26 protein-coding genes are annotated in these 26,997 nt (G+C 68.2%); 22 read left to right on the top strand and 4 right to left on the bottom strand.

Features of this window, described 5'->3' with window-relative positions; all coding sequences use genetic code 11:
* The first annotated feature begins 8 nt into the window (after positions 1 to 8).
* The 4 genes from J7U46_RS19885 (at position 9) to J7U46_RS19870 (ending at position 4,544) form a co-directional block, all read left to right on the top strand.
* Positions 9 to 914, top strand: coding sequence for a DUF2268 domain-containing putative Zn-dependent protease (locus J7U46_RS19885; protein WP_282828929.1), 906 nt, complete (start codon positions 9 to 11; stop codon positions 912 to 914).
* A 113-nt stretch (positions 915 to 1,027) separates the two neighbouring features.
* The gene (locus tag J7U46_RS19880) at positions 1,028 to 2,437 is read left to right on the top strand and encodes a coniferyl aldehyde dehydrogenase (protein WP_282828928.1); all 1,410 of its coding nucleotides are present in this window, start codon (positions 1,028 to 1,030) and stop codon (positions 2,435 to 2,437) included.
* Complete coding sequence (locus J7U46_RS19875) at positions 2,434 to 2,943, top strand: hypothetical protein (protein ID WP_282828927.1); 510 nt, start codon at positions 2,434 to 2,436, stop codon at positions 2,941 to 2,943. Before J7U46_RS19880 ends, J7U46_RS19875 begins: the two co-directional genes overlap by 4 nt.
* Positions 2,940 to 4,544, top strand: a complete 1,605-nt coding sequence (locus J7U46_RS19870) for a GMC family oxidoreductase (protein ID WP_282828926.1) — start codon at positions 2,940 to 2,942, stop codon at positions 4,542 to 4,544. The genes J7U46_RS19875 and J7U46_RS19870 overlap by 4 nt, the downstream gene beginning before the upstream one ends.
* On the opposite strand, the gene J7U46_RS19865 is transcribed toward J7U46_RS19870, so the two are convergent.
* Positions 4,541 to 4,957: a PaaI family thioesterase gene (locus J7U46_RS19865; protein WP_282828925.1), complete on the bottom strand. Its 417-nt coding sequence runs from the start codon at positions 4,955 to 4,957 to the stop codon at positions 4,541 to 4,543. The two genes, J7U46_RS19870 and J7U46_RS19865, sit on opposite strands and share 4 nt — an antisense overlap.
* A 171-nt stretch (positions 4,958 to 5,128) precedes the next feature.
* On the opposite strand from J7U46_RS19865, the gene J7U46_RS19860 reads away from it, so the two are divergent.
* From J7U46_RS19860 to J7U46_RS19820, 9 genes are all read left to right on the top strand, one after another.
* Entirely contained in the window at positions 5,129 to 7,171 is a 2,043-nt protein-coding gene (locus J7U46_RS19860) for a methyl-accepting chemotaxis protein (protein ID WP_282828924.1), read from the top strand.
* A 25-nt stretch (positions 7,172 to 7,196) separates the two neighbouring features.
* On the top strand, positions 7,197 to 7,829 hold the full coding sequence (locus J7U46_RS19855; protein WP_282828923.1) for a lysophospholipid acyltransferase family protein: 633 nt from the start codon (positions 7,197 to 7,199) through the stop codon (positions 7,827 to 7,829).
* Positions 7,826 to 8,818 (top strand): phosphatidate cytidylyltransferase, encoded by a 993-nt coding sequence (locus J7U46_RS19850; protein WP_282828922.1) that lies wholly within the window; start codon positions 7,826 to 7,828, stop codon positions 8,816 to 8,818. The genes J7U46_RS19855 and J7U46_RS19850 overlap by 4 nt, the downstream gene beginning before the upstream one ends.
* Entirely contained in the window at positions 8,818 to 9,366 is a 549-nt protein-coding gene (ruvC, locus tag J7U46_RS19845) for a crossover junction endodeoxyribonuclease RuvC (protein ID WP_282828921.1), read from the top strand. Before J7U46_RS19850 ends, ruvC begins: the two co-directional genes overlap by 1 nt.
* Positions 9,367 to 9,433: 67 nt before the next feature.
* Complete coding sequence (locus J7U46_RS19840) at positions 9,434 to 9,805, top strand: hypothetical protein (protein WP_282828920.1); 372 nt, start codon at positions 9,434 to 9,436, stop codon at positions 9,803 to 9,805.
* A 27-nt stretch (positions 9,806 to 9,832) separates the two neighbouring features.
* Positions 9,833 to 10,369 (top strand): RNA polymerase sigma factor, encoded by a 537-nt coding sequence (locus tag J7U46_RS19835; RefSeq protein ID WP_282829160.1) that lies wholly within the window; start codon positions 9,833 to 9,835, stop codon positions 10,367 to 10,369.
* A 25-nt stretch (positions 10,370 to 10,394) separates the two neighbouring features.
* Entirely contained in the window at positions 10,395 to 11,237 is an 843-nt protein-coding gene (locus J7U46_RS19830) for an anti-sigma factor (protein WP_282828919.1), read from the top strand.
* Between the two features lie 38 nt (positions 11,238 to 11,275).
* Positions 11,276 to 12,451 (top strand): lipase family protein, encoded by a 1,176-nt coding sequence (locus tag J7U46_RS19825; RefSeq protein ID WP_282828918.1) that lies wholly within the window; start codon positions 11,276 to 11,278, stop codon positions 12,449 to 12,451.
* Positions 12,452 to 12,533: 82 nt separating this feature from the next.
* Positions 12,534 to 13,979, top strand: coding sequence for a sodium:solute symporter (locus J7U46_RS19820; protein ID WP_282828917.1), 1,446 nt, complete (start codon positions 12,534 to 12,536; stop codon positions 13,977 to 13,979).
* Positions 13,980 to 14,012: 33 nt separating this feature from the next.
* Here J7U46_RS19820 and J7U46_RS19815 read toward each other — a convergent pair whose 3' ends face one another.
* Positions 14,013 to 14,975: a hypothetical protein gene (locus J7U46_RS19815; RefSeq protein WP_282828916.1), complete on the bottom strand. Its 963-nt coding sequence runs from the start codon at positions 14,973 to 14,975 to the stop codon at positions 14,013 to 14,015.
* Between the two features lie 212 nt (positions 14,976 to 15,187).
* Here J7U46_RS19815 and J7U46_RS19810 point away from each other — a divergent pair, with 212 nt between their 5' ends.
* Both J7U46_RS19810 and J7U46_RS19805 read left to right on the top strand, forming a co-directional pair.
* Positions 15,188 to 15,796, top strand: a complete 609-nt coding sequence (locus J7U46_RS19810) for a pyridoxamine 5'-phosphate oxidase family protein (protein ID WP_282828915.1) — start codon at positions 15,188 to 15,190, stop codon at positions 15,794 to 15,796.
* An 89-nt stretch (positions 15,797 to 15,885) separates the two neighbouring features.
* Positions 15,886 to 16,227 (top strand): hypothetical protein, encoded by a 342-nt coding sequence (locus tag J7U46_RS19805; protein ID WP_282828914.1) that lies wholly within the window; start codon positions 15,886 to 15,888, stop codon positions 16,225 to 16,227.
* 15 nt (positions 16,228 to 16,242) lie between these two features.
* Here J7U46_RS19805 and J7U46_RS19800 read toward each other — a convergent pair whose 3' ends face one another.
* A complete protein-coding gene (locus J7U46_RS19800; RefSeq protein ID WP_282828913.1) occupies positions 16,243 to 17,157 on the bottom strand; it encodes a LysR substrate-binding domain-containing protein in 915 nt (304 codons plus the stop codon).
* Between the two features lie 128 nt (positions 17,158 to 17,285).
* Between J7U46_RS19800 and J7U46_RS19795 the strand changes: the two genes are divergently transcribed.
* Genes J7U46_RS19795 through J7U46_RS19785 form a run of 3 tightly spaced genes read left to right on the top strand, consistent with a single transcriptional unit; the run spans position 17,286 to position 19,299 of the window.
* Positions 17,286 to 17,834, top strand: a complete 549-nt coding sequence (locus tag J7U46_RS19795; protein ID WP_282828912.1) for a carboxymuconolactone decarboxylase family protein — start codon at positions 17,286 to 17,288, stop codon at positions 17,832 to 17,834.
* A gap of 54 nt (positions 17,835 to 17,888) precedes the next feature.
* The gene (locus J7U46_RS19790; protein ID WP_282828911.1) at positions 17,889 to 18,371 is read left to right on the top strand and encodes a nuclear transport factor 2 family protein; all 483 of its coding nucleotides are present in this window, start codon (positions 17,889 to 17,891) and stop codon (positions 18,369 to 18,371) included.
* 28 nt (positions 18,372 to 18,399) lie between these two features.
* Positions 18,400 to 19,299, top strand: coding sequence for an HD domain-containing phosphohydrolase (locus J7U46_RS19785; RefSeq protein ID WP_282828910.1), 900 nt, complete (start codon positions 18,400 to 18,402; stop codon positions 19,297 to 19,299).
* Between the two features lie 15 nt (positions 19,300 to 19,314).
* Here J7U46_RS19785 and J7U46_RS19780 read toward each other — a convergent pair whose 3' ends face one another.
* Positions 19,315 to 19,587 (bottom strand): hypothetical protein, encoded by a 273-nt coding sequence (locus J7U46_RS19780; RefSeq protein ID WP_282828909.1) that lies wholly within the window; start codon positions 19,585 to 19,587, stop codon positions 19,315 to 19,317.
* A 141-nt stretch (positions 19,588 to 19,728) separates the two neighbouring features.
* Here J7U46_RS19780 and J7U46_RS19775 point away from each other — a divergent pair, with 141 nt between their 5' ends.
* The 4 genes from J7U46_RS19775 to J7U46_RS19760 all read left to right on the top strand — a co-directional run bounded on the left by J7U46_RS19775 (position 19,729) and on the right by J7U46_RS19760 (position 26,956).
* On the top strand, positions 19,729 to 20,178 hold the full coding sequence (locus J7U46_RS19775; protein WP_282828908.1) for an SRPBCC family protein: 450 nt from the start codon (positions 19,729 to 19,731) through the stop codon (positions 20,176 to 20,178).
* 56 nt (positions 20,179 to 20,234) lie between these two features.
* Entirely contained in the window at positions 20,235 to 21,980 is a 1,746-nt protein-coding gene (locus tag J7U46_RS19770) for an ABC transporter transmembrane domain-containing protein (protein WP_282828907.1), read from the top strand.
* On the top strand, positions 21,964 to 23,730 hold the full coding sequence (locus tag J7U46_RS19765; RefSeq protein ID WP_282828906.1) for an ABC transporter ATP-binding protein: 1,767 nt from the start codon (positions 21,964 to 21,966) through the stop codon (positions 23,728 to 23,730). The genes J7U46_RS19770 and J7U46_RS19765 overlap by 17 nt, the downstream gene beginning before the upstream one ends.
* 262 nt (positions 23,731 to 23,992) lie before the next feature.
* Entirely contained in the window at positions 23,993 to 26,956 is a 2,964-nt protein-coding gene (locus tag J7U46_RS19760) for an EAL domain-containing protein (protein WP_282828905.1), read from the top strand.
* The last annotated feature ends 41 nt before the right edge of the window (positions 26,957 to 26,997 follow it).

Below are 26,997 nucleotides of genomic sequence, written 5' to 3'. Positions count from 1 at the left end.
TCAAGGCAATGGGCGCCTGCACCCTGGCGGCCAGCGGTGTCGTGCATGCACAAGCCAGCGTCCGCCTGGAAGACGCAGAGCGTTTCGCCAAGCTGTTCGCGAGCACGCCCACGCCCAGCGCCGCCCAGCTCGATGAGCTGTACCTGAAGCCCGGCAGCGAAGGCGTGGCCGGCTTCATCAAGTACAGGATCAAGAGCGCGGACAACCTGGCCGAGCGCGTCGCCACGCTGCAGGCCGACTACCGCAAGGGGATCGAGCTGTGCCTGCCGGCCGCGCGCAAGCTGCAGCCGCAAGCCGAGCAGACCATCGCCAAGGTCCAGGCCCTGCTGGGCCGCACGGACACGGCGCCCGTCTACATGCTGTTCGGCGGCGGCAATTCAGGCGGCACTGCGAGCAGCAAGGCCTTGATGCTGGGCCTGGAAGTGCTGTGCCGTTCTGCCAATACCGAGCTTGAGGCCACGCGCATCATCACCGAGTTCGTGGCCCATGAGGTGACGCACGTCTACCAGAACCGCAGCATGAAGGCCTCGCCCACCGGCGACCTCTTGCAGGCGATGCTGGTGGAAGGCTTTGCCGACTTCGCCATGACGATGGCCATGGGCGAGCAGGCCGCATCCGACGCCGAGCGCAGCGCCTACGGCCTGGCCCGCGAACACGAGCTGTGGGAGAAGGCGCAGGCCGACTTCAAGCACGGCGACAAGCAATTGCGCAACTGGATGTACAACAACAACACGCCGCGCGCCGCTGGCGAGCCGGCCGACCTCGGCTACTGGCTGGGCAAGCGCATCTGCGAGGCCTACTACGCCCGGGCCACCGACAAGACCGCAGCGCTGCAGATCTTGCTCGAGATGGCCGACCCGGCCCAGATCCTGCGGGACAGTGGCTACCAGGGTGGTCAGGGCGGCAAGCGCTGAAGTCGCCAAGGCGACAGTCACTCCTAGACGCCATCCTCTAGCCCAGGGCCAACACCGTTGGCCCGGCCCTCTCTTGCGGTTAGCCTCGATGGCAAACCACGGAGACAAGCAAGATGGACCAATCGCTGCATGAGCGGCTGCACCTGAGGCTGGAGCAGCAGCGCCTGGCTTTCAATGCCGAGCGCATGCCGAGCTACGCGGTGCGCCGCGACCGGTTGCGGCGTCTGATCGCGATGACCGAGCAGAACGCCGAGGCGCTGGCAGCGGCGATGTCGCGCGACTTCGGCCACCGGGCGCGGCAGGAAAGCCTGCTGACCGACGTGTTCACCGTCGGCGCGGGCGCCCGCCACGCGCTCAAGCACCTGCGCGGCTGGATGGCGGAGAAACGCGTCTCCACCTCGCTGATGTACTTGCCGGCCAGCAACCGCCTGCTGCCGCAGCCGCTGGGCGTGGTGGGCATCGTCGCGCCCTGGAACTACCCGTACTACCTGGCGATGAACCCGGCGCTGTCGGCCCTGGCCGCCGGCAACCGCGTGATGATCAAGCCCTCGGAGCTGACGCCCGAGACCTCGGCGCTGATGGCCAGGATGGTGGCCGAGCATTTCTCGCCCGAGGAGATGACGGTCGTGACCGGCGACGCCGAGGTCGGCCGTGCCTTCACCGAGCTGCCCTTCGACCATCTGTTCTTCACCGGCTCCACCCAGGTGGGTCGCCTGGTGGCGCAAGCCGCCGCCAGGCAGCTCACGCCGGTGACGCTGGAGCTGGGCGGCAAGTCGCCCGCCGTGATCGACAAGAGCGCCGACATCGCCCTCACCGCCGAACGCCTGGCCTTCGGCAAGCTGCTCAATGCGGGCCAGACCTGCGTGGCGCCCGACTACCTGCTGGTGCCGCGCAGCCTGGTGGAGCCGCTGACAGCGGCCATCCTGGCTTCGATGCGCAAGATGTACCCGACGCTCGATGCCAACCCCGACTACACCGGCATCGTCTCGCCGCGCCACCATGCGCGCCTGCACGCGCTGCTGGAGGACGCCAAGGCGCACGGCGCCCGCCTGCTGCAGAGCCACGAAGAGCAGCCGCAAAGCCGCAAGATCGTGCCCACCCTCGTGCTGGACGTGAATGCCGAGATGGCGATCATGCGTGAGGAAATCTTCGGCCCGCTGCTGCCGGTGGTGGCCTACGACACGCTGGACCAGGCCATCGCCTACGTGAACCAGGGCGAGCGCCCGCTGGCGCTGTACTGGTTCGGCAGCGACAAGGCCTCGCAGCAGCAGGTGCTGGCCCACACCCATGCCGGCGGCGTGACGATCAACGACTGCATCTTCCACCTCGGCCAGGAAGACCAGCCCTTCGGCGGCGTGGGCGCGAGCGGCATCGGCGCCTGCCATGGCGAATGGGGTTTCCGCACCTTCAGCAAGCTCAAGCCGGTGTTTCGCCAGGCCCGCTTCGCCGGCACCAAGCTGCTGTTCCCGCCCTATGGCGCCACCTTCGAGCGCCTGCTCGGCCTGCTGAAGAAGCTCCCATGAAAAGACGTTCACTCCTGAAGCTCGGCATTGGCGCCGCCGTCGTGATCGGCGTGGCCGGCACCGGTGTCGCCTTGCTGAAGCCGGGCCTGGTCGAGGACGGCAAGAAGCTCTCGCCCGGCGCTCGCCAGATCTTCGCGGCCGTGGCCCGCGCGGTCTTCGATGGCGGCCTGCTGGACGCGAAGGATGCAGCCGGCATCCAGTCCCTGCTCGACCGCCTGGACGCCAGCATCGCCGTCTTCCCGGCCGCCGTGCGCGCCGAGCTGTCGCAGGTGCTGGGCTTGCTCGACACCGCTGCCGGCCGCTATGCGTTGATCGGCCTGAAGAGCGACTGGGCGACCGTGCCCACGGCCGAACTGGCGGCCGTGCTGGAAGGCCTGCGCCTCTCCGGCAGCAACACCCGCCAGCAGATCTACCACGCGCTGCGCGACCTCTGCAGCGTGGCCTTCTTCACCGACCCGGCGCATTGGTCTGCCGTCGGCTACCCCGGACCGAGAGAAATTCCATGAATGACCCGATCAAAGAAGGCCTGGCCCGCGGCTGGAAGGTGATGGGCGGCGGCCACGTGCCGCTGCCCGCGCAGATCGACTGCGACGTGGTCATCGTCGGCAGCGGTGCCGGCGCCGGCATCACGGCCGAGCTGATGGCGCGCGCCGGGATGAAGCTGCTGATCGTCGAGGAAGGGCCGCTGCGCTCCAGCACCGACTTCAAGCCGCAGCGCGAGGAGCTGTCCTACCCGACGCTGTACCAGGAAGGCGCCGGCCGCAAGACGCTGGACCAGGCGATGAACATCCTGCAGGGCCGTTGCGTGGGCGGCTCCACCACGGTCAACTGGACCGGCTGCTTCCGCACGCCCAAAGATGCGCTGGAGACCTGGGCAGCGCAGTTCGGCCTCAGCGACTTCACCGAGTCGCAGATGCTGCCGTGGTTCGAGCAGGTGGAGCGCCGGCTCAACATCGCGCCCTGGGCGGCAGAACCCAACCAGAACAACAGCGTGCTCAAGCGCGGCGCCGACAAGCTGGGCCTGCCCGCCTTCGTCGTGCAGCGCAACGTCAAGGGCTGCTGGAACCTCGGCTCCTGCGGCATGGGCTGCCCGACCAATGCCAAGCAGTCGATGCTGGTCACCACCATTCCGGCAGCGCTGGACCATGGCGCTCAGCTGGCGGTGCAGACACGCGCCGAGCAATTGCTGATCAAGGACGGCCGCATCGAGGCCCTGCTGTGCCAGCCGATTGCGCTGGATGGCAGCGCCACCGGTGCGACTGTGCGCGTGCGCGCCAAGCACTATGTGGTGGCCGGCGGAGCGATCAACTCACCCGCCCTGCTGCTGCGCTCGCAGGCGCCCGATCCGCACAGTCTGCTGGGCAAGCGAACCTTCCTGCATCCCACGGTGGCCAGCGGCGCCGTGATGGCCGAGCCGGTCGAGGGCTGGGCCGGCGCACCGCTGTCGATCTTCTCGGACCATTTCCTGCACCAGGGTCCGGTCGACGGGCCCATGGGCTACAAGCTGGAAGTGGCGCCCGTGCATCCGGCCTTTGCCGCCACCAACCTCGGCGGCTTCGGGCCGGCAATGGCCGAGCGGGTCAGGCAGTTCCCGAACACCCAGGTGATGATTGCCCTCTTGCGCGACGGCTTCCATGCGCAGTCCGTAGGCGGCCAGGTCAAGCTGCGTGGCGATGGCTCGCCGCAGCTGGACTACGCGCTCAATGACTACCTGTTCGACGGGGTGCGCCGCGCCTATGTCTCGATGGCCGAGATCCAGTTCGCCGCCGGCGCGAAGAGCGTGCGCCCGGTGCACGAGCTGGCCGCCGACTACCAGAGCCTCGCCGAGGCCAAGGCCGGCATCGCCAAGCTGGACTTGAAGCCCTTCATCACGACCGTGGGCAGCGCCCATGTGATGGGCGGCTGCACGATGGCGGCCGATGCGGCGCGCGGCGTGGTGCGGCCCGACGGCCAGCACTGGCAGATCAGCAACCTCTCGGTGCACGACGGCTCGCTGTTCCCCACCAGCATTGGCGCCAATCCGCAGCTCTCGGTCTACAGCCTCGCCAACCGTCTGGCCCAAGGCCTGATCACGCGCCTCGGCGGCAAGGCGGAAGCGCTGGCCTAGGTCTTCAGGTAGAGAATCATCTGCGTGCAGCGGAACAAGGCCATGGTCTTGCCGCTCTCGCGGTGCGTGACCTTGGCATCCCAGACCTGGGTGGTGCGCCCCAGGTGCACGGCCGTGGCCGTGCAGTCCACCGTGCCCTCTCGGGCCGTGCTGAAGAAGTTGGACTTCAGCTCGATGGTGGTGAAGCTGTTCGCACCCTCGGGCAGGTTGGCCATCACGCCATAGCCCGAGGCCGTGTCGGCCAGTGTCACGACCGAGCCGGCGTGCAGAAATCCGTTGGGTGCCATCAGTTCCTTGCGCACCACCATCTCGGCGCGGATCTCGCCCGGCGCGACCGCCAGGATGGTGATGCCCAGATGGCCGGGCAGGTTCCCAGCACCGACTTGATTGAACTGCTTGGCGTCAGGCGGCATGGCGGACTCCTGTGAAGACTGCCGCATTTTCCTGCCTACCGACAGCGGCGCTGTCTCTGCGTTGACAACTCGCAAGACCAGCGTCAGTGCACCCCACTATGCTCGCCGCTTCAGACCTGCCCACCTCCGACACCGGTGAGGCGAGGCGTTGTCACCCAGGAGACAAGATCGATGTCGAGCAGTACCTATTCGCCCCATTCACAATCGCGCCCACAGGCCGAGCGGGCCCGCAGCTCCGCCGACCATGGCTTCTTCGCGTACCACGGCCTCTGGGCGCCGGGCGTGCGCCTGTTCCGCCAGCTGCGTTTTGGCAGCAAGGCCCTGCTGATCTCGCTGGCCTTCATGCTGCCGATGCTGGGGCTGATCAGCTGGCTGGTGATAGGCGCCGACGCCGCACTGCTTGACGCGCGCCGCGACGCGACCCGCCAGCACGTGGAGGTGGCGCACGGCATCCTCAAGTGGGCCCACGGGCTGGAGGCCGGCGGCCTGCCGCGCGAGCAGGCGCAGGCCCAGGCGCGCGAAGCGGTCAGCAAGCTGCGCTACGAAGGCGCGGAGTACTTCTGGATCAACGACATGCAGCCCCGCGTGGTCATGCATCCGATCAAGCCGGCCCTGGACGGCAAAGACGTCAGCGACTTCAAGGACCCGAACGGCCTGGCCTTGTTCAAGGCCTTCGTCGACGAGGTCCGCAAGAACGGCCAGGGCTTTGTCGCCTACCAGTGGCCCAAGCCCGGCAATGAGAAGCCGGTCGACAAGATCTCCTATGTGATGGGCTTCGAACCCTGGGGCTGGGTGATCGGGTCGGGCATCTACATCGACGACATCAAGGCCATGGAGCGGACCCATGTCATCAAGGTGGCCGGCGTCGTCGTGGCCACGCTGCTGCTGACCGGCTACCTGTTCCTGTGCTTCTACCGCGTGATGGAAGGCGGTATCAACGAAACCCGCCGCCACCTGCGCGCCATGACCGACGGCGACCTGACCACCTCGCCCGCGCCCTGGGGCCGCGACGAGGCGGCCCAGTTGATGCGGGACCTGTCTGAGATGCAGGAGTCCTTGCGTCAGATGGTGCTGCGCGTGCGCGCCTCCAGCGACCAGATCGTCTATTCCAGCGACGAGATCGCCAGCGGCGCGCTGGACCTCTCGGCCCGCACCGAACAGGCTGCCGCCAATCTGGAAGAGTCAGCCTCGTCGATGGAGGAAATCTCGTCCACCGTGAAAAGCAGCGCCGAACACACGGCCGAGGCATCGACCCTGGCGCGCCAGAACGCCCAGACCGCGGCCGACGGCGGCCGCGTGATGCACGAAGTGGTGCAGACCATGGAAGGCATACGCAGTGCCTCGGCCCGCATCTCCGACATCATCGGCACCATCGACGGCATTGCCTTCCAGACCAACATCCTGGCGCTGAACGCGGCGGTCGAGGCGGCGCGCGCCGGCGAGCAGGGACGCGGCTTCGCCGTGGTGGCCAGCGAAGTGCGCATGCTGGCCCAGCGCAGCGCCGAAGCGGCCAAGGAAATCAAGACCCTGATCGGCAGCAGCGTGGAGCAGGTCGAGACCGGCACCCAGATCGTGCGCCGCGCAGGCGAGACGATCGAGCACATCGTCAACGGCTCGGGCCGCGTCGACAGCCTGCTCGGCGAGGTGGCCACCGGCGCCCGTGAACAGGCACTGGGCATCGCGCAGATCGGCCAGGCCGTGCAGGAGCTGGACCGCGCGACCCAGCAGAACGCCGCCCTCGTCGAAGAGACTGCAGCCGCAGCGGCCTCCATGAAGCTGCAGGCCGATGGTCTGGCCGCCGAGGTCGCGCGCTTCGTGCTGCCGCAGGGCCTGGCGCTCGAAGAAGCGGTGGTTGACCCGGCCGACTTCGATTTCGACGGCGCGATCGAGGCGCACCGGCAGTGGAAGGTCAAGCTGCGCCAGGCCATCGCCGAGCGCAGCCGGCTCGATGCCGACACCATCTGCCGCGACGACCAATGCCCGCTCGGCCGCTGGCTGCATGGCGAAGGCGGCAAGCGCTGGGGCGGCCGGCCGACCTTCGTGGCCCTGGTCGACAAGCATGCGCAGTTCCACCAGACCGCCGGTGGCGTGGCCCGCAGCATCAACGGCGGCCAGTACGAGCAGGCGGAGCGCCTGATCGGCGGCGGCTCGGCCTTCGCGCGCATCTCCACCGAGGTCAGCACTTTGCTGACCCAGGCCAAGCGCGGGCTCTGAGGCAGGGGCGGAGATAATCCGCCCCATGTCCCTTGCCGACTTTGCCGGCCTCTTCCTTTCGTTCCTGGCGCGCCTGATCACCGGCACGCAAGGCCACTGGAAAGGCTGCCCGCCCACCGCCGAGCAGCGCATCTACTTCGCCAACCACCAGAGTCACTTCGACTGGGTGTTGATCTGGGCGGCGCTGCCGCGCGAGCTGCGGGCCCAGACCCGCCCCATCGCCGCGCGCGACTACTGGACCTCGTCGCCGTTCAAGCAATGGCTGACCCAGGATGTGTTCAACGCCATCTTCGTCAGCCGCACGCGCAGCAATCCCGATGAAGACCCGCTGGAGCCCTTGGTCGAGGCGCTGTCGCATGGCGACTCGCTGGTGATCTTTCCGGAGGGCACGCGCTCCAGCAAGGGCGACCCGCAGCCCTTCAAGGCCGGCCTGTACCACCTCGCCGAGCAGTTCCCCGATGTGCAGCTGATCCCCACCTGGATCGACAACGTGCAGCGCGTGATGCCCAAGGGCGAGGTTGTGCCCGTGCCCATCCTGTGCACGGTGACCTTTGGCGAGCCCATGCAGATAGAGCCGGGTGAAGACAAGCGGGCCTTTCTGGAACGGGCCCGTGCGGCCGTCATGGCTCAAAGGCCGGTGCAGGAGCGGGCCACATGAGCTTTTGGCGCAACCTCAAGGCCATGTCGGCGAGCGAGCACATCGCTCTCTTGTTCCTGCTGCTGTTCGGCCTGCTGTTTCTGATCAGCCTTGGCGGCTTTCTCTATTCGCTGCGCGATCCCGAGAAACGCAGCGCCGCGGCCGAGGGCAACTGGCTGCAGTTCAAGCGCGACCTCAATGCGGTGTGGGTCGGCTCCATCCTGTTCTGGCTGGCCTGGATTTCAGGGCCGGTGGGCGCCACGCTGCTGTTCGGCGTGTTCTCCTTCCTCGCGCTGCGCGAGTTCATCACGCTGATGCACACGCGCCGTGCCGACCACCGCAGCCTGATCCTCAGCTTCTTCGTGCTGCTGCCCCTGCAGTACGTGCTGGTGGCCACGCGGCATTTCGACCTGTTCAGCGTCCTGATCCCGGTCTATGGCTTCCTGGCCATCCCGGTGGTGAGCGCCTTTGCCGACGACCCGGCCCAGTTCCTCGAACGCAATGCCAAGATCCAGTGGGGCATCATGGTCTGTGTCTATGGGCTCTCGCATGGCCCTGCCCTGCTGCTGCTGGAGTTCAAGGGCTACGAGGGGCGTGGGCCCTTCCTGCTGTTCTTCATGGTGATGGCCGTGGGCGTGGGCCAGATCGTGCAGGAGGTGGCCTCGCGCTCACTGCGCCGCCGTCCTGTGGCGCGGCGCATCAGCCGCAGCTTCTCCTGGCGCGCGCTATGGCTCGGCCAGTTGGCGGCCGCGCTGACCGGCACCCTGCTCTACTGGATCACGCCCTTCAAGGCCGGCCAGGCCCTGGTGATGGCCGTGATCGCCTCGCTGGCCGGCGCCCTCGGCGGCCTGGTGATGCGGGCGCTGAAGAAGGACTTCGGCGTGATCTACTGGGGCAATAGCAGCTCCATCACCGGCGCCATCGGCCTGCTGGACCGCATTGCGGTGCTGTGCTTCGCGGCGCCGGTGTTCTTCCATTCGGTGCGCTGGTATTTCAAGGCGAATCTCTGATGCGAATTCTTGGCATCGACCCTGGTTTGCAGACAACGGGTTTTGGCGTCATCGATGCCGACGGCCCGCGCCTGTCCTATGTCGCCAGCGGCACGATCAAGACCAGCGCCGTGGCGGCAGGCGAGCTGCCGGCGCGGCTGAAGATCATCTTCGACGGCGTGCGTGAAGTCGTGGCGCGCTACCAGCCGCAATGCGCCGCCGTGGAAATCGTCTTCGTCAACGTCAATCCGCAATCGACGCTCTTGCTGGGCCAGGCACGCGGCGCGGCGCTCACCGGCCTGGTGGCCTCGGACCTCGCGGTCTCGGAGTACACCGCGCTGCAGATGAAGAAGGCCATCGTCGGCCACGGCCATGCCAAGAAGGAGCAGGTGCAGCTGATGGTGCAGCGCCTCCTCGCCCTGCCCGGCCTGCCCGGCACCGACGCGGCCGACGCCCTGGGCCTGGCCATCATGCATGCCCATGCCCGCGTCTCGTTCGAGGCGATGGGCAAGGCCACGACGCTACAGCGCCGCCAGCACGCCCAGTTCAAGGGCAGCCGAACATATTGATGGCGACCATGGAATAAAGCGTCCAGCCCAGGTGTTTAACGAGCTCCAACCCCTGAAGGAGCCTTCGATGTCTTTGCGCACCCTGCTCGCCACGAGCACCTTGATCGCCCTCGCGGCCTGCGCCGCCATGGCCCCACCGCCGGCCAAGCCCCTGGACGGCGCCCTGGTCGGCACGGCCAACTCGATGACGCTCTACACCTTCGACAAGGACGGCGGCGGCAAGAGCAATTGCAACGGCCCCTGCGCCGCCAATTGGCCGCCCCTGATGGCCGCGGCCGACGCTGCGGCCAGCGGCGACTGGAGCCTCGTGACCCGCGACGACGGCAGCAAGCAATGGGCCTACAAGGGCAAGCCGCTGTACTTCTGGGTCAAGGACGCAAAGCCGGGTGACCGCACCGGCGACGGCTTCAACAAGGTCTGGCACACCGCCACGCCTTGAACACCTGAGGCATCCAGGCCCTTGCTCATGCTGCTCGACGAGGCCCTGCCCCATCTGCCGCGGCTGCGGCGCTATGCCCGGCTCTTGACCGGCGACAGCGCCCGCGCCGACGACCTGCTGCAGGACGTGCTGGAGCGCGCCAGCCGCAAGGCCTCGCTCTGGCGGCCCGATCCGGCGCATGAGGACCGCAGTGCCTCCTTGCGCGCCTGGCTGCTGACGATGATGCACCGGCTCTTCCTCAACCAGCGGCGCGACGAGCATGTCGGCAGCTTCGAGGAATTCACGGATTCGCTGGCACCGCGCCACGAGCCTCACCAGGCACTGGAGCAGCGCCTGGACCTGGAGCGCGCACTGGCGGCCTTGCCGGCGGCGGCGCGCGAGGTCCTGCTGCTGGTCTGTGTCGAGGAGCTCAGCTACGAGGAAACGGCGCGGGTGCTGGAGTTGCCGATTGGCACCGTGATGTCGCGGCTGTCCCGGGCGCGCGAGCGCATGCGCCAGCTGATGGGGCAGGCCGCGCCGCAGCAGCGGCCGGCGAGCCCGCCGCCACTGCGGGTCGTCAAATGAAACGAAGAGGAAGCCGAGGCCAGCCATGACCCGCCCGCCCGAGATCAGCAGCGCCAGCCTGCATGCCTACGTGGATGGCCAGCTCGGCCCGCTCGAGGCCGAGGCCGTGGCCGAGTGGTTGCGCCAGCATCCCGAGGAGGCGCAGGCCGTGCTGGACTGGCGCAGCCAGCGCGTGGCCCTGCAAGGCCTGCATGCCGAGCTGCTGGACGAGCCGCTGCCCGAGGCGCTCCTGCGCCCGCTCAAGCGCCAGCGCCACGCCGCCAATGCCTCGCGCTGGCTGCGCCAGGGCCTGGCCGCTGCCGTGCTGCTGGCCGTGGGTGGCCTGGCCGGCTGGAACACCCGCAGCCTGCAGGCCGAAGCACCCGCCTTGCAAGCCCAGGCGGCACCTGGCTTCGTTCGCGATGCGGCGATCGCCCATGTGCTCTACCAGGTGGAGCAGCGCCATCCGGTCGAAGTCTCGGCCGCCGAGCAGGCGCATCTGGTGCAGTGGCTGGGCAAGCGCCTCGGCACGCCGCTGGCCCTGCCGGACCTGACATCGGCCGGCTTCCACCTGGTCGGCGGCCGCCTGCTGCCGGCCGGCCAGGCCGATGCCCTGGGCGCGCAAGGCCTGCCGGGCCTGGCCCGCGCGATGTTCATGTTCGAATCGACGGCCGGTGAGCGCGTCACGCTCTACGTCTCGGTGCGGGCCCCGGGCGAGGAAGCGCCGGCCGCCTTCCGCTTTGCGCCCGCCTCCCAGTTGCCGGGCAATGCCACGCAAAGCTTCTACTGGCTGGAGGGCCGACTGGGCTATGCGCTGTCCGGCCAGATCGCGCGCGAGCGCCTGGCCCAGCTCGGCGGCCTGGTGTACGCGCAGCTGATCAAGTCGTAAGCTCAGAGCCACCGGCATCGCCGGTCGGAGTCGCCACCATGCGCCGCTGGCTCTTGCTGTCCTTGTGCACGCTGCTGCTGGCCGCCTGCGGTGGTGGTGGCGGCAGCGCGCCCGGCACTACCCTGCCGCAGGCCGCCGAGCCGGTGCTGCTCAATGCCAGCGGCCCGGGCGAATACCGCAAGGCCGCCGCCCTCACGCGTGTCAGCGCCGAGCAGTTCAGCCAGGCTTTGAAAGCGGCAACGCGCGCGCCGGTGATGCGGCCGCGCTATGCGGTGCAGGCCTGGCGGATCGAGTACCAGAGCAGCGATGCCGACGGCGCCGCCGTCACCGCCTCGGCCCTCATCGCCCAGCCCGACAAGCCCGCCGCAGCGACGAGCCCGCTGCTGCTCTATCAGCACGGCACCTTGTTCCACGATGCCGATGCGCCCAGCAACCACGCCACGGCCGATGAGCCGGCGATGCTGATGGCTTCGCTCGGCTATGCGGTGCTGGCGGTGGACTACGTGGGCTATGGCAGCACCAAGGGCACGGCCCATCCCTACCTGCTGGCCGATCCGATGGCGGCGGCGGTCGTCGACGCGCTGACCGCCACGCGCTTCTGGCTGCAGGGCCAGGGCCGCAAGCTCAACGGCCAGCTCTTCCTGACCGGCTATTCGGAAGGCGGCCATGTGACGCTGGCCGCGCAGCGCGCCCTGCAGCAGAGCGGCCGCGACACCGGCCTCACCGCCACTGCCGTGGGCGCCGGGCCGTACGACGTGATGGCCACGCTGGACGCGGCGCTTGATCAGCTGCGCGACGAGCAGCCGGTGCTGGCCGCCCTGATCAACCCGGGCTTCCTCAAATACCTGGGCGGCAGCGTGCGGCGCGAGGTCCGCAAGCAACTGCTGAAGCAAGCGCTGCCGGACGACACGGACATCGTGTTTCGCAGCGACTTCATCGATCTCTTCCTGGATGACCAGCGCGACGCCATCGTGCAGCGCTGCAATGTGGCGGACTGGTTGCCGCGCGCACCGATGGCTCTGTTCCATGGCCGCGATGACCGCACCGTGCCCTTCGTCAACAGCACGCACGCCTTTGACGCCATGCGTGCGCGCGGCGCCGCGAGCCTCAGCCTGACCGAATGCCAGGCCAGCCCCTCGGGCCATCTGGAATGCATCGTGCCCTACTGGCAGGACATGCTGCAGCGCTTCGGCGCGCTGGCCCGCGATCTCTAGTTATGGGGCCCCGCTCGGCGGGAATGGGGGCAGGCCAGCACGCTACCCATAATCGCCCAGCCCTCATTTCGCACCAGGCCCCATGTCCGCTTCGCTGCTGCTGATCGTCGTGCTGATCTATTTCGCGCTCCTGCTCGGCGTGGCCTGGTTCGCCTCGCGCGGCGCCGACAACGAGAGCTTCTTCGTCGGCAACCGCAGCAGCAACTGGCTGCTGGTCGCCTTCGGCATGATCGGCACCTCGCTGTCGGGCGTCACCTTCATCAGCGTGCCGGGCGCGGTGGGCGCCACGCAGTTCAGCTACTTCCAGATCGCCCTCGGCCAGATGCTCGGCTACGCGGTGATCGCCTTCGTGCTGCTGCCGCTCTATTACCGGCTGCGCCTGACCTCGATCTACCACTACCTCGGCGAGCGCCTGGGGCCGCGCAGCTACCGCACCGGCGCCAGCTTCTTCATCCTCTCGCGCACGCTCGGCGCCACGGCGCGGCTCTACCTCGTGGTGCGCATCCTGCAGGACGCCATCCTCGACAGCTTCGGCATGCCCTTCTGGCTGACCACGGCCGTGCTCTTGCTGATGATCCTGCTCTACACCTTCGAGGGCGGGGTCAAGACCATCGTCTGGACCGACACCTTGCAGACCGCAGGCATGCTGACCGGCCTGGTGGTCTGCCTGGCCTGGCTGATGCAGGCCCTGGGGCTGGACTTCTCCAGCGCGGCCACGGCCCTGGCCGACCAGGGGCTGTCGCGCGTCTTCGTCACCGAGCCCGACAGCCGCTTGTTCTGGGGCAAGCAGCTGCTCGCCGGCGCCTGCATCGCCATCGCGATGACCGGCATGGACCAGGAGATGATGCAGAAGAACATCTCGGTGAAGCGCCTTGCCGACTCGCAGAAGAACATCCTCCTGATGAGCGTCATCATGCTGGGCGTGGTGCTGCTGTTCCTGGTGCTGGGCGGGCTCCTGCAGATGTATGCGCGGCAGCAGGGCATTGCGGCGCGCGGCGATGCGCTGTTCCCCACCGTCGTGCTGCAGCACCTGCCGGCCATCGTGCAGCTCGTGTTCATCGTGGCCCTGATCTCGGCGCTGTTCCCGAGCGCCGATGGCGCGATCACGGCGCTGACCTCCAGCTTCTGCATCGACCTGCTCGGCCTGCAGCGCCGCGCCGACTGGGACGACGCGCGCCGCCAGCAGGTGCGCAAGCGCGTCCACCTCTCGTTCGCGGCGCTGTTCCTCGTGCTGGTGCTGGTATTCCGCTGGATCGACAACGCCAGCATGATCGGCCTGATCCTCAAGCTCGCCGGCTACACCTACGGGCCGCTGCTGGGCCTGTTCGCCTTCGGCCTGCTGACGCGGCGCAGCGTCAAGGATGCCCTCGTGCCCCTCGTTGCCCTGGCCGCCCCGCTCCTTTGCTGGATCGTCGACAGCCAGCAGAAGGCGCTGTTCGGCGGCTACGAGCTGGGGCTGGAGCTGCTGGTGCTGAATGCAGGGCTGACGTTCGCAGGGCTGTGGGCAGTCAGCCGCCGTCAGGCTTGAGCAACCCGAGCGGCCCGAAAGGCCGCCCGCCGCTCAATCGACGCGGACCTGGAACTCCTGCACGAACACGTGGTTGCCTGGGCAGTGGTAGCCGTCGAAGGTCTTGGTGAACGAGGCCACCAAGACCTCGTCGACCTTCTGCGGACCCGGGTGCTTCAAGGCCGTCGCGCGAACGTTGGACACCTTGCCGTCCGAAACCGTGACCACGAAGCGGTACACAGCCTCGCCCTTCCAGCTGCCGGTGGAGGGCACGTCGGGCTTGGGCATGCGGGTGCACACCATGGCGGCCGCCAAGGGCCTGTTGAGGAAGCCGGTGGGCGGCAGCTTCAGGCTCAGGGCCTCGCGCACCGCCTGGGCCACGGGCTGCTGCAGCTCGCTGCCATCCGCCGCGCTGTAGCGCCCTCGCTCGGTAGGGAGGCCGCCCCGGAACTCGCCTTCGAAGCGCCAGCCCTGGGCCGAGATGGCAAGGCCCGCGCCTGAGGGCTGGCCCAGCACAAAGCTGCCCTCATAGCTGTCGCCCGAGGGCAGCTGCAGCCGCCCCTTGCCGCTGGGCCGACCGGCCGCAAGCTCGCCTTCGAAGCGCGCGCCCTTCGCCCACAGGTAGCGCCCCAGGCCGGAGGCAATGCCAGCCTCGAAGCGGCCCTCGAACCTGTCGCCGTTGGCGAGGCTCATCACGCCTTCACCCTGGCGCTTGCCAGCGCTCCAGCCTCCGTCGTAGCTGTCGCCGTTGGCATAGCGCTGGCGGCCCCGGCCTTCGGGCCGGCCGGCCACGAACTCCCCCTCGTAGCGCGTGCCATCGGGCCACAGCATCACGCCCTGGCCATGCGCTTGCCCGTCAAGCAGCGGCCCCTCGTAGCGCCGGCCATCGGGATAGCTGAGGGCCCCGGCCTTGGCATCGCTGGCCGCTGGGCCGGGTGCCTGGGCAGCAGCCAGCCCTGACATCAGCAGCGCACAGCACAGCGAAGCCAGGCGCAGCCGGCGGGTCGGTACGAGCATGGGGACTCCCTGGTATCTCTTTTTACGAGCGCGCATTGGAGCAAGGCGCCGGCGCGGCTGTCAATGCGGGATGGTTTCGCATGCGCCTGACACCGCATCGTTGCGCGCGGCGTAACGCTGTATTGGCTGCGCTGGTGCTTCTGCTGCGGGCCCACACGGCGCACAGTTCGCTCTCGCTGCAGCCTCACGCAGCGCACGAAAGAGCGAACACCATGAGCCGCGCCTATGCCGACCTTGCCTTCACGCCCGCTGTCCGCGCCATGCAGACCCGCATGGGCAGCCGTGCCGCTTACGCGGCGCAGGATCGCAGCGAAGACCGCCGCGATGCGCTGACCGAACACGAGGCCCAGTTCATTGCGCAGCGCGACGGCTTCTATCAAGCCACGGTCAGCGAGACCAACTGGCCCTATCTGCAGTTCCGGGGCGGGCCGGCCGGCTTTCTGAAGGTGCTCGATGCCAAGACCCTGGCCTACGCAGACTTTCGTGGCAACCGCCAGTACATCAGCGTCGGCAACCTGCAAGGCAACGAGCGCGTGGCCCTGTTCCTGATGGACTACGCGGCCCAGCGCCGGCTGAAGCTGCTGGGCCGCGTGCAACTGGTCGATGCGGCCGAGGACCCGGCCCTGATGCACCGCCTGGCCATGCCCGGCTATGGCGCCCGCGTTGAACGGGCCTTCGTCATCACGGTCGAGGCCTGGGACTGGAACTGCCCGCAGCACATCACGCCGCGCTACACCGAGGCCGAGGTCGAGGCGGCCGTGCAGCCGCTGCGTGATGAGCTCGAGGCCGCTCGCCGCGAGCTGGCCCGGTTGCGCGCCTGAGCCCATTCCTGTTTTGGTTTATGCCCGAACCGGTGCCGAGGCGGCCGGAGCGGGCCCTCTACCCACGCCTCAATTTTGGAGTTCACCCCATGCACGTCAAGCAAATGCTGGCCAAGGCCCGTTCCGACGCCCCCATCACCCCCGTCGAGGCGCGCGACGCCATGCTGGGCTGCTTCGTCACCATCCACGGCGAGACGCTGAAGCGCGGCGCCACTCTGCTCGGCAAGGCCCTCAGCGACGAGCAGGCCGAGCAGCACGCCACCGTCATCATGAAGGGCCTGCTGGGCCCTCAGTGGGACCGCCCGACGAAGTCGGGCCTGGCCGATGCGCGCATCCGCATGGACCAGAAGATGAATTTCTCGCAGGCGCCGCAGGATCTGCAGGACCTGCACGAGCAGGTCTGCAACCTGATCGTCAGCAAAACGGCCTGAGACCGCCCTCCACCATCAGCCGAGCGGCGCCAGCCGCTCGCGCAGCCTCTCACGCAAACGCTCGACCGCCAGGTCGATGAAAGCCCGCGCCTTGTGCGAAGCATGCCGCCCTTCGCGGTGCACCAGGTGCACCGGCACCGGCGCCGGCTCGAACTCCTGCAGCAGCAGCTCCAGCTCGCCGGCGCGCACCCGCGCATCGACCTGGTAGGACATCAACCGCGACAGGCCAAAGCCGCCGGCCACCGCCGCGATAGCCGAATCGTTGCTGGTGGTCAGCAGGCGCGGCGTGAGCTTGATCGTCTGCAGCTCCCCTTCCACCTTGAAGCGCCACTCCGGCGCCGGCGTCACCGCATTGGCCAGCACCAGGGCATGCTCCGCCAGTTGCTCCGGCCGCTGCGGCCGGCCATGCCGAGCGAGGTAGGACGGCGCCCCGCAGACCACGCGACGCACCGTGCCCACGCGGATCGCCTGCAGGCTGGAATCTGGCAATTCGCCGATGCGCACGGCCACGTCCACGCCTTCGTCGGTCAGGTTGACCACCCGGTCCAGGAACCAGCAGGACACGGTCACCTCCGGATAACTCTGCAAGTACTCGGTCACGACCGGTGTCACATGCAGCGCGCCAAACAAGGCTGGCGCCGTCACCGTCAATCGGCCGCGCGGCGCCCCATGCAGGCCGCTGACCGATTCATCGGCCTCCGCCAGCTCGGCGAGGATGCGCCGGCAATCCTCCACATAGCGCGCGCCCGCCTCGGTCACGCGCACCACCCGCGTCGTGCGGGTCAGGAGGCGCACGCCCAGGTGCGACTCCAGCTCTCCGATGGCCCGCGTCACCGCCGGAGGCGAGATGGCGAGCTTGCGGGCCGCGCCGGCGAAGCCGTTGGCGTCGACCACGGCCACGAAGACATTGATCAGGTGCAGTCGGTCCAACTGTTTCTCCTGGCGTAACGGTGTCTTTGGTTTTACGGAGATTCTATGTTTCGACCGATTCAATCACAGTTCAGGCATTCGCTGAAACGCAGCGAATCGAGCCTCAAAACACCCATTGGAGTCACCCCATGTCCCGTCTGAACATCCCCACCGTCGACCAGTCCCTCGATGCCGCCAAGCCCCTGCTGGCCGCCGTCAACAAGCAGCTGGGTGTCGTGCCCAATCTGATGAAGCTGGTGGGCCACAGCCCGGCCGGCCTGGAAGGCTATCTGTCGCTGAGCGGCGCGCTGGCCAAGGGCAAGCTGAGCGCCGCGCTGCGCGAGCGCATCGCCCTGACCGTGGCCGAGTACAACGGCTGCGACTATTGCCTGTCGGTTCACAGCTATCTGTCGACCAACCTGCTGAAGATCAGCGCCGCCGAGATTGACGCCGCCCGCGACGGCCGCTCGGAAGACGCCCGCACCGCTGCCGCCCTGCACTTCGCCCGCCGCGTCGCCGAGTCGCGCGGCCGTGTCTCCGATGCCGACCTGGCCGCCCTGCGCGCCGCCGACTTCGACGAAGCCGCCGTGATCGAGATCGTGCTGAACGTGGCCCTCAACGTGCTGACCAACTACGTCAACAACGTGGCCGCGACCGACATCGATTTCCCGGTCGTCAACGCCAAGTCCGCCGCCTGATGCTGCATGTGCCGGCCGGCGCCCGCCATGGCGCCGGCCGGGCAGGAGAACGCCATGAACACCCTCGACGAAGCCCCTCGCCCGCCCCTGCCGCCGTTCAACCATGCGACGGCCGTGCAGAAGGTGCGCCTGGCCGAAGACGCCTGGAACAGCCGCGACCCGCAGCGCGTGGCCCAGGCCTACACCGTGGACAGCCGCTGGCGCAACCGCAGCGAGTTCCCGCAGGGCCGCGAGCAGATCACGCAGCTGCTGCAGCGCAAGTGGGCACGCGAGCTGGACTACCGCTTGATCAAGGAGATCTGGGCGTTCAGCAGCCACCGGATTGCCGTACGCTTTGCGTATGAATGGCACGACGACGCCGGCCACTGGTTCCGCTCCTATGGCAACGAGAACTGGGAGTTCGATGCCAAGGGCTATATGGCCGTGCGCCACGCCAGCATCAACGACCTGCCGATCCGCGCCGACCAGCGCCTGTTCCATTGGCCGCAGGGCCGCCGGCCTGACGACCATCCGGGGCTGAGCGAGCTGGGGCTCTGAGCCACCTCAGCAGCAGAACGAACGAAGAATGAACGAAATCCAACTGCCATCGAATGAAGTACAGGCGCTGCGCCAACAACTGGTCAGCCAGCGCCAGGCGCTGCTGGCCAGCCTGCTGGTCTCGGCCTGGATGGTCGAGGCCCGCGACCCCTACACCGGCGGCCACCTGTGGCGCGTCGCGCGCATGGCGCACCTGCTGGCCCTCGAGTCCGGCAGCACGCCGCGCGAAGCCAGCCGCATCGCCATGGCCGGCTTCCTGCACGACCTGGGCAAGGTCGGCATCCCCGATGCCGTGCTGCGCAAGCCCGGGCGCCTGAGCGACGAGGAGTTCGCGCTGATCAAGACCCATCCTCGGGTTGGTGCGCGCATGCTGGCCGGCCATCCGCTGGCCGGCCTGGTGGTCGATGCCATCCATCACCACCACGAGATGCCCGATGGCCGCGGCTACCCCTCGGGCCTGCAGGGCGAAGAGATTCCTCACGATGCCCGCCTGATCGGCCTCTGCGACGCCTTCGACGCGATGACCAGCACCCGTCCCTACCGCAAAGGCATGCCCACGGCGAAGGCCCTGGACATCATCGAGGGCGCGCTCGGCCAGCAGTTTGACCAGCGCCTCGGCGCGATCTTTGTGCGCATGGGCCGCGCCGGCGAGTTCGACGCCATCGTCGGCCACAGCGACGACGGCATTCCGCTGCAGCCCTGCCCGGTCTGCGGGCCCATCCTGGTGCGCCCGCGCCAGGCGCGCCGGGGTGACCACCTGGCCTGCCCGTCCTGCGAGCAGCGTTTCCAGTGGACCGAGACCGACGAGGGACTGGCGCCACGCATGACCGGCGAACACGCCAGCGCCGAGGAACTGGAACCTGGCCTGGACCATGGCCTGATCGAGGCCCTGGTGCAGGACTGGGCCGAGGCCATAGAGCTCGGCTGAGCCGCCGCGCGCTAACTAGACCTTCAGTTCAAACACCTCCGCCGCCGCGCGCTCCTCGGCGCTGTGGCCGGCCAGGGCTTTGTCCCATTCGGTGCCGCTGGCACCATGGGTGGCCGTGAGGCCGCTGATCATCGAGTTGGTCTCTTCCGTTGCACCGTCGAACTCGGCGACCTGTTCGCGGCTTTCGAGAAAGAGGCGCGCCACCGCATAGCCGCCGGAATCGATCAGCACCAGGTAGCGAGCGGCCTTGCGCAGCACCGTCTGATGGTGCTTGGACGGGGTTTCCATGCCGAATCCCTGGCTCATAAGCCCTCCTCTTCGCGGCCGCGACAGCGGCGCCGCAAGACTAGCACCGGCCGCTGTCGAATTCACGTATCGTCGGCCGTCGTGTCTGCAGAGGGTCGTCCTCGGCTTGAAAGAAAGCACCGCATGTCCAGCACCCACACCATCCGCCTGCATCGCATCCTCGCCGCCACGCCGGATCGCGTCTACCGCGCCTTCCTCAACGCCGCGGCGATGGCCAAGTGGCTGCCCCCACATGGTTTCACCGGCACGGTCCATCAGATGGATGCCAAGGTCGGCGGCCGCTATCGCATGAGCTTCACCAACCACGCCAACCAGCAAAGCCATGCCTTCGGCGGCGAGTACCTGGAGCTGGTACCGGGCGAGAAGCTGCGCTACACGGCGGTCTTCGACGACCCCAACCTGCCCGGCACCATGCAGACCACGGTCACGCTTCGCGCCGTGTTCTGCGGCGTCGAGATGCACGTGGTGCAGGAAGGCATCCCGGCCATGATCCCGCCCGAGGCCTGCTACATGGGCTGGCAACAGTCGCTGACTCTGCTGGCGCAGTTGGTCGAGACCGCCGTCACCGAATAGGAAAGACAAGGGCGGCCCAGCGTCTGCCGAGGCTCGCTCCTAGAATCGCCGCCTCCATGACGCTTTCCAAGATGCTCGCCGGCTTTGTGCGCCGGCACTGGCCCAAGTACCTCGCCGCAGCGGCCATGCTGGCCACGATCGCGGTGCTGACCGTGTGGATACCGCGTCAGGTGGGCCAGGTGGTCGACGGCATGGTGGCCGGTCGCATTGCCGGCCCGAGGCTGCTGCTCGAACTGGCCGAGCTGATCGCCGCCGGCCTGGCCATCTACGGCCTGCGCGTGGGCTGGCGGCTGGCACTGTTCAGCACCGCCTACAAGCTGGGGCGCGAGCTGCGCATCCGCCTCTACGAGCGCCTCGCGCTGCAGGGGCCGGCCTTCTTCCAGAGCAAGCGCACCGGCGACCTGATGGCCCTGGCCACCAACGACGTCGATGCGGTGGAACTCGCCGCCGGCGAAGCCATGCTGGCCGCCTTCGACGGCTCGCTGACCCTGGTGCTGGTGATCGCGATGATGACCCTCGGCGTGGACTGGCGCCTCGGCCTTGCCGCGCTGCTGCCCTTCCCCTTGATGGCCCTCGCGTTCTGGCGCATCTCCGAGCATGTGCACCAGGCCTGGAAGCAGTCGCTGGAGCGCTTCTCGGCGCTGAACCAGCATGTGCAGGAGAACCTGGCCGGCGTGCGCACCGTGCGGGCGCTCGGCCTCGTCGAACGCAGCGAGCGCCAGTTCATGGCCCTGGCCGACAGCGCCGGCGAGGCAGGCTTCCGTGCGCAGCGCTGGGAGGCGGCCTACGAGCCGGCCGTGGGCATGACGCTGAGCGCCGCGCTGGCCATTGCACTCGGCCTCGGCGGCTGGCTGGTGGCCCACAAGGAACTGTCCATCGGCCAACTGACCGCCTTCACGATGTACCTCGGTCAGCTGATCTGGCCGATGTTCGCCGCCGGCTGGGTGCTCTCGCTGATCGAGCGCGGCCGCGCCGCCTGGGGCCGCCTTGCACCCATGCTGGACGAGCCCCTGAGCCTCGCCGACCACGGCACGGCCGGCAAGCCCGCGGAGATGCGCCTGGCCTTGCGCGACCTGCGCTTCAGCTACCCCGGCAGCGAGCGCGCGGCCCTCGAGGACGTCTCGATCACGCTGCCGGCCGGCCAGACGCTCGGCATCGTGGGACCCACCGGCGCCGGCAAGTCGACCCTGGTGCGCCTGCTCTTGCGCCAGTTCGAGCCGGCCCAGGGCAGCATCTCGCTCGGGGGTCAGGCCTTGCCCGAGTTCAGCCTCGCGGCGCTGCGCGAGACCCTGGCCTGGGTGCCGCAGGAGCCCATCCTGTTCTCGGCCACGATTGCCGACAACATCGCCCTGGCCCGCCCGGGGGCCACGCGCGAAGAGATCGAGGAAGCGGCCCGCCTCGCCGCCGTTCACGACGACATCGCCCGCCTGCCGCAGGGCTATGAGACCCTGGTCGGCGAGCGCGGCGTGACGCTGTCGGGTGGCCAACGCCAGCGCGTGGCCATTGCCCGTGCGCTGCTGGCACGAGCGCCGCTCTTGATGCTGGACGATGCACTGTCGGCGGTCGACACCGGCACCGAGACGCAGATCCTCGAGCATCTGCGTGAGCAAAGACAAGGCCGGAGCGTGATCATCGTCAGCCACCGCCTGAGCGCGGTGATGGACGCCGACCGCATCGTCGTGCTGCGCCACGGCCGCATCACCGAACGCGGCACGCATGCCGAGCTGCTCGAGCTGCAGGGCTGGTACGCAGCGCAATGGCGCTATCAACAACTGGAGGCCAGCCTTGACGCAGAAGCCTGAAGTCGAGGCCAAGGCGGAGAGCCCCTGGGCCTCCATCGGCCTCTTGCTGGAAGCGGCGCGGCCCGAGCGGCCGCAACTCGTCGGCGGTTTCATCTGGCTGATCGCTGCCGCCGCGATGGAAGCCGCTGGCCCGGCCCTCGGCAAGCACTACATCGACGCCTACCTGCTGCCGGGCAATTTCGACATCGAGGCCATGGCGGGCCTCTTGGCCGCCGTGCTGCTGAGCGGCTGGGCCGCCTGCTGGATACGCTATCTGCAGCTGGCCCGCATGGCCGGCGTGGCGCGACGCTCGGTGCTGCGGCTGCGCGAGAAGGTCTATGCCCATGTGCTGGCCCTGCCGATGGCCTTCTTCGACAAGGCCATCACCGGCGCCCTGGTCAGCCGCGTCACCAACGACAGCGAAGCGGTCAACCAGCTCTACCGCCAGGTGCTCTATGTGATGCTGGACTCGGGCATCGTGGTGATCGGCTCCATCGCCGCCATGGCCTGGCTGGATTGGCGGCTGATGCTGATCGTGCTGGCTCTCGTGCCCTCGGTCGTGATCATCATCTGGCTCTACCAGCGCTGGAGCGCACCGGCCGTGGCCGAGCAGCGCGCGCTGCGCAGCGACATCAATGCCCAGATGGCCGAGAGCATGGCTGGCATGGCCGTGCTGCAGTCGGCCGGCGCGGCGCCACGCTTTGCGGCCCGCTTCGCCGAGCTGAACCAGCGCCACTGGGGCGCCCGCGTGGCCGAGCTGCGCGCCAATGCCTGGCTCTTGCGCCCGGCGCTGGACCTCTTGAATGTGCTCTTGCTGGTGACCGTGATCTACGGCTTTGGCCAGCGCGACCTGTCGGGCATCGAGGTCGGCCTGCTCTACGCCTTCCTCAGCTACATCTCGCGCGTCGTCGACCCGCTGATACAGATCACGCTGCAGTTCGGCCAGCTGCAGCAGTCGATGGTGGCGGCCTCGCGCGTGCGCACGCTCCTGCGCGAGGCCGAGGCGGCCAAGCTTGGTGCAGAAGGCGGGCAGATCACGCGCGGCGGCATCGAGATCGAGGGCCTGCGCTTCGGCTACGACCCGGCGCATCCGGTGCTGCATGAGCTGAACCTCAAGATAGAACCCGGCAGCTTCGTCGGCATCGTGGGCCACACCGGCAGCGGCAAGTCCACCCTGCTGTCGCTCTTGCTGCGCTTTTATGAAGCCCAGCAAGGCAGCATCCGCATCGACGGCCAGCCGCTCGCCGCAGTGCCCGACGCCGCTTTCCGCGCCGCCGTGGGCCTGGTGCCGCAGGAGCCCTATCTGATGGCGGCCAGCGTGCGCGAGAACATCGACATGGGTCGCGGCATCGCCGAGGACGAATTGCGCGACGCGGCCCGCGCGGCCCGCGTGGACGGCTTCATCGCCAGCCTGCCGCAGGGCTGGGACACGCTGCTGGGCGAAGGCGGCGCGCGCGTCTCCACTGGCCAGAAGCAGTTGATCGCCATGGCCCGGGCCCTGGCCGGCGCACCGACGCTTTTGTTCCTGGACGAGGCCACCTCCAACATCGACAGCGCCACCGAGGCCCTGGTCGGCGAAGCGCTGCAGGCGCTGCGCGGGCGGGTCACCATCGTGGCCATCGCACACCGGCTCTCGACCATCCGCGAGGCCGACCAGATCATCGTCCTGAACCACGGCCGGCTGGCCGAACGTGGCACGCATCAGCAGCTGCTGGCGCATGAAGGCGGCATCTATCAGCGCCTGGTCGCGCTGCAGGCACTGGAAGAGTAAAGGGCCCCCAGACCTGGCGCGGCGCGCCAGGTCCCCCGTGGGGGTCAAGCGAACTCGGGAGCGGCCCAGCGTTTGCTTGAGAACGTCTGCTTGACGCAAAAACCCGGGCGGCTGCCGCACCGGGTTCCGGGGATTCGGTGAAGCTTGTCACGCTTGCATGCCGAACATTCCCCACCCCCCTGCATCGGCAGTAGCACATGACCGATAAGGTGCGAACTCACGCAAAAAGGCGGGTCGGCTTGACTCGCCCTACGTGCACCTTATGTTCCGCGATTTCATCGAAGGCTTGCTCAACTCCGTCACCTCCCGGTTGTTCCCGGTGGTGGTGCTCGTCCTTGCCGTTCTCACCGGTCTCTGGCATTTGAGCCGGCCGGAACCGGCCGGGGGGCAAGCCCTGACCCTGTCGGCCTGGGAAGAACCCGCCGAGCTGCGTCGCGATCTGCAGCATGACCTGCCCTATGTGCGCGAACGCCTGGCCGAGCGGCCGCAGCAAGCCTCGATGGATGTGCATCGCTCGACCCAGCCCTTCTGGCTGCGCGTCAGCGCCACGGCGCCCACGCGCAACAAGGCCTGGTCGGTGGAATTCCCTTCCCGCCACGCCATGGACATGCGCTGCTGGGACGAACAGAGCGGCCAATTGATCGGCGAAGCCAACCGCAGCATGAGTGCCGGCCAGATGGAGCCTGTGCGTGGCGGTTTCGCATTGACCTTGGATGCCGACCGCAGCGAGGCCAGGCTGCTGTGCCGCGCCGCCTTCCGGGGGCCGGCCAAGATCACCGCCACCGCCTGGGTGGCGCAGGACCTGCAAGCCGCCCACGCCCAGCATCAGAAGACCGCCACGATGATCGAGGCGGGCCTCGGCCTGCTGGCGGTGTCGATGGCCCTCGCTGCCGCGATCAACAGCAGCAAGCTCTACTGGGCTTTCGTGGCCTGGCTGGCGGTGAGCCTGCGCATGGCCCTGCTGTCAGCCGGCGCCGACTTCAGCTTCTTCGGCCTGCCGCTGCGCCCCGAATGGCTGACACCGATCCGCCAATGGACGCTGTGCCTCTATTACGTGACCACGGTGGCCGTTTACGGCCAGCTGTTCAAGAAGTCACTGCAGCAGATCGGCGCGCAGGCGCTGCTGGTCGGGCAGCAGATCAGCACCGTGGTGATCATGGGCCTGTGCCTGGTGCTGAGCTACGAGCAGATCCTGCCCATCCTGTGGGCGGCTTCGGGCCTGCAGTTCGCCATCGCCCTGCCCTGCATCGTCCTGATCGTCAAGCGCACCCGCTCCCGCGCGGCCATGTGGTACGCCTCCTCGCTGGCCGTGGCCTTGCTCGCCACGCTGAGCGAGATCCTGGCCGCCGCCATGGACCAGAAGCTCTTGATGGGCGGCCTCAACAGCGTGACCGCCGCCCTGGCCTCGGCCCTGCTCGCATCGGCCGCCGTGGCCGAACACATGCGCTCGGACCGCCGCAAGCGTGAGCTGGCTCAGCAGACGCTGAAGGCCGCCTACAACGACTCTCCGATCGGCCTGTTCACTGTGCACGATGGCCATGTGATCGCCAGCTCCAACCCGGCCTTCAAAGCCATGCTGGCCACCGTGGGGCTGGATGGGGCGCTCAGCCTCAGCGAGTTGTTCGAGTCCGATGTGGTGCTGGCCTTCGGCGCCCTGCACAGTGCCGGCCAGGCTTCGTCCTTCGACCTGCAGGCGCGGCTGTGCCAGCCCGGTGGCGGCGAGTACTGGTGCGCCATCAAGGCCTCGACCTCTGACGGCCGCATCATCGAAGGCTCGCTGCAGGACATCACCGAGCGCGTGCGCGCCACCACGCGGCTGGAATTCCTGGTCAACCATGATCCACTGACCGAATGCCTGAACCTGCGCGGCCTCTCGCGCAAGTTCGAGCGCGCGCAAGCACCGCCACGCACGCTGGCCTATTTCGACCTGGACCGCTTCAAGCTGATCAACGACCTCTACGGCCACTCGGCCGGCGACGCCGTGCTGAAGCAGGTCTGCGAGCGCATCCGCACCCAGCTCGGTCCGCACGACCTGCTGGCCCGCGTGGGCGGCGACGAGTTCGTCGTGGCCTTCCCCGAAGCGTCCATCAACGAGGCCTCGCAGCGCTGCCAGAACATCCTGGCCCTGATCTCCTCGGCACCGTTCCAGATCGATGTGCAGCGCTTTGCGCTCAGCGTCTCCGGTGGCCTGGTGGCAGCTGAGAGCTTTGGCGGCGCCGCTCTGAAGGAAGTGGTCTCGGCGGCCGACACGCTGTGCCGCATGGCCAAAAAGAAGCCGACCGAGCGCCTCGTGGTGATGGAGGGCGGCGACACCTTCTTCAAGCACCACAAGGAAGAGCTGGCCCTGATCAGCTGCCTGGAGCGCGGCGAGACGCCCGAAGGCCTGTTCCTCCTGATGCAGCCGGAGCTGTCACTGTCGCGGCCCTTCGACTCGCTCAATTTCGAAGTGCTCTTGCGCATGCGCAAGCCCAATGGCGAAATCGTGCCGGCGCCGGTCATCATCGAAGCGGCCGAGGCCCACGGCAAGAGTTCCATCATCGATCACTGGGTGGTGTCCACCGTGATCGCCTGGCTGGAAGCCCACGCGGCGCAGCTGGCCAACACGCAGTTCGTCGGGGTCAATCTGTCGGGCAGCTCGCTGAACGACGAGGCCTTTGTCGAGGAGCTGTTCCGCCTGTTCGAACGCCACAAGGCCGCCGTCGCGCGCATCTGCATCGAAATCACCGAGACCGTGGCGCTGACCGACATGGCCCACATGCAGCGCTTCATCGACCGTGCCCGCGACCTTGGCGTCAAGGTGGCGCTGGACGACTTCGGCGCCGGCTATTCCTCGTTCGGCTATCTGAAGGGCCTCAGTGTCGATGCGCTCAAGCTCGACGGCTCGCTGGTGAAGGACGCGGCCAACAACCCGTCCGGCATGGCCATCCTCGGCGCTCTCGGCGGCCTGGTCAGCAACCTCGGCATGAAGTCCATCGGCGAGTACGCCGAGAACCTCCCCATCCTCAAGGCCCTGGTGGCTGCAGGCGTGGACTATGCGCAGGGCTATGGCATCAGCCGCCCGGTCACGCCGGAACGCATCCTGCAGGCGCGCTCAACGGCCGACTTCATCGAAGACCCTGAGATCTACGCCTTCGTGCGCCAGTTGCAGACCCGCGACCAGCAGACGATTCCGCTGTTCCCCGAGCGCGAGCGCAGCGACCCGCTGCTCGCCAGCCTGCTGCACTGATGGGCGGACGCAGCCGGGAGGCCGCGTCTTCCATGACTCTC

This window comes from Pelomonas sp. V22, assembly GCF_030014915.1.
Lineage (GTDB): Bacteria > Pseudomonadota > Gammaproteobacteria > Burkholderiales > Burkholderiaceae_C > JAUASW01.
This window is presented reverse-complemented; position numbering and strand designations above follow the sequence as displayed.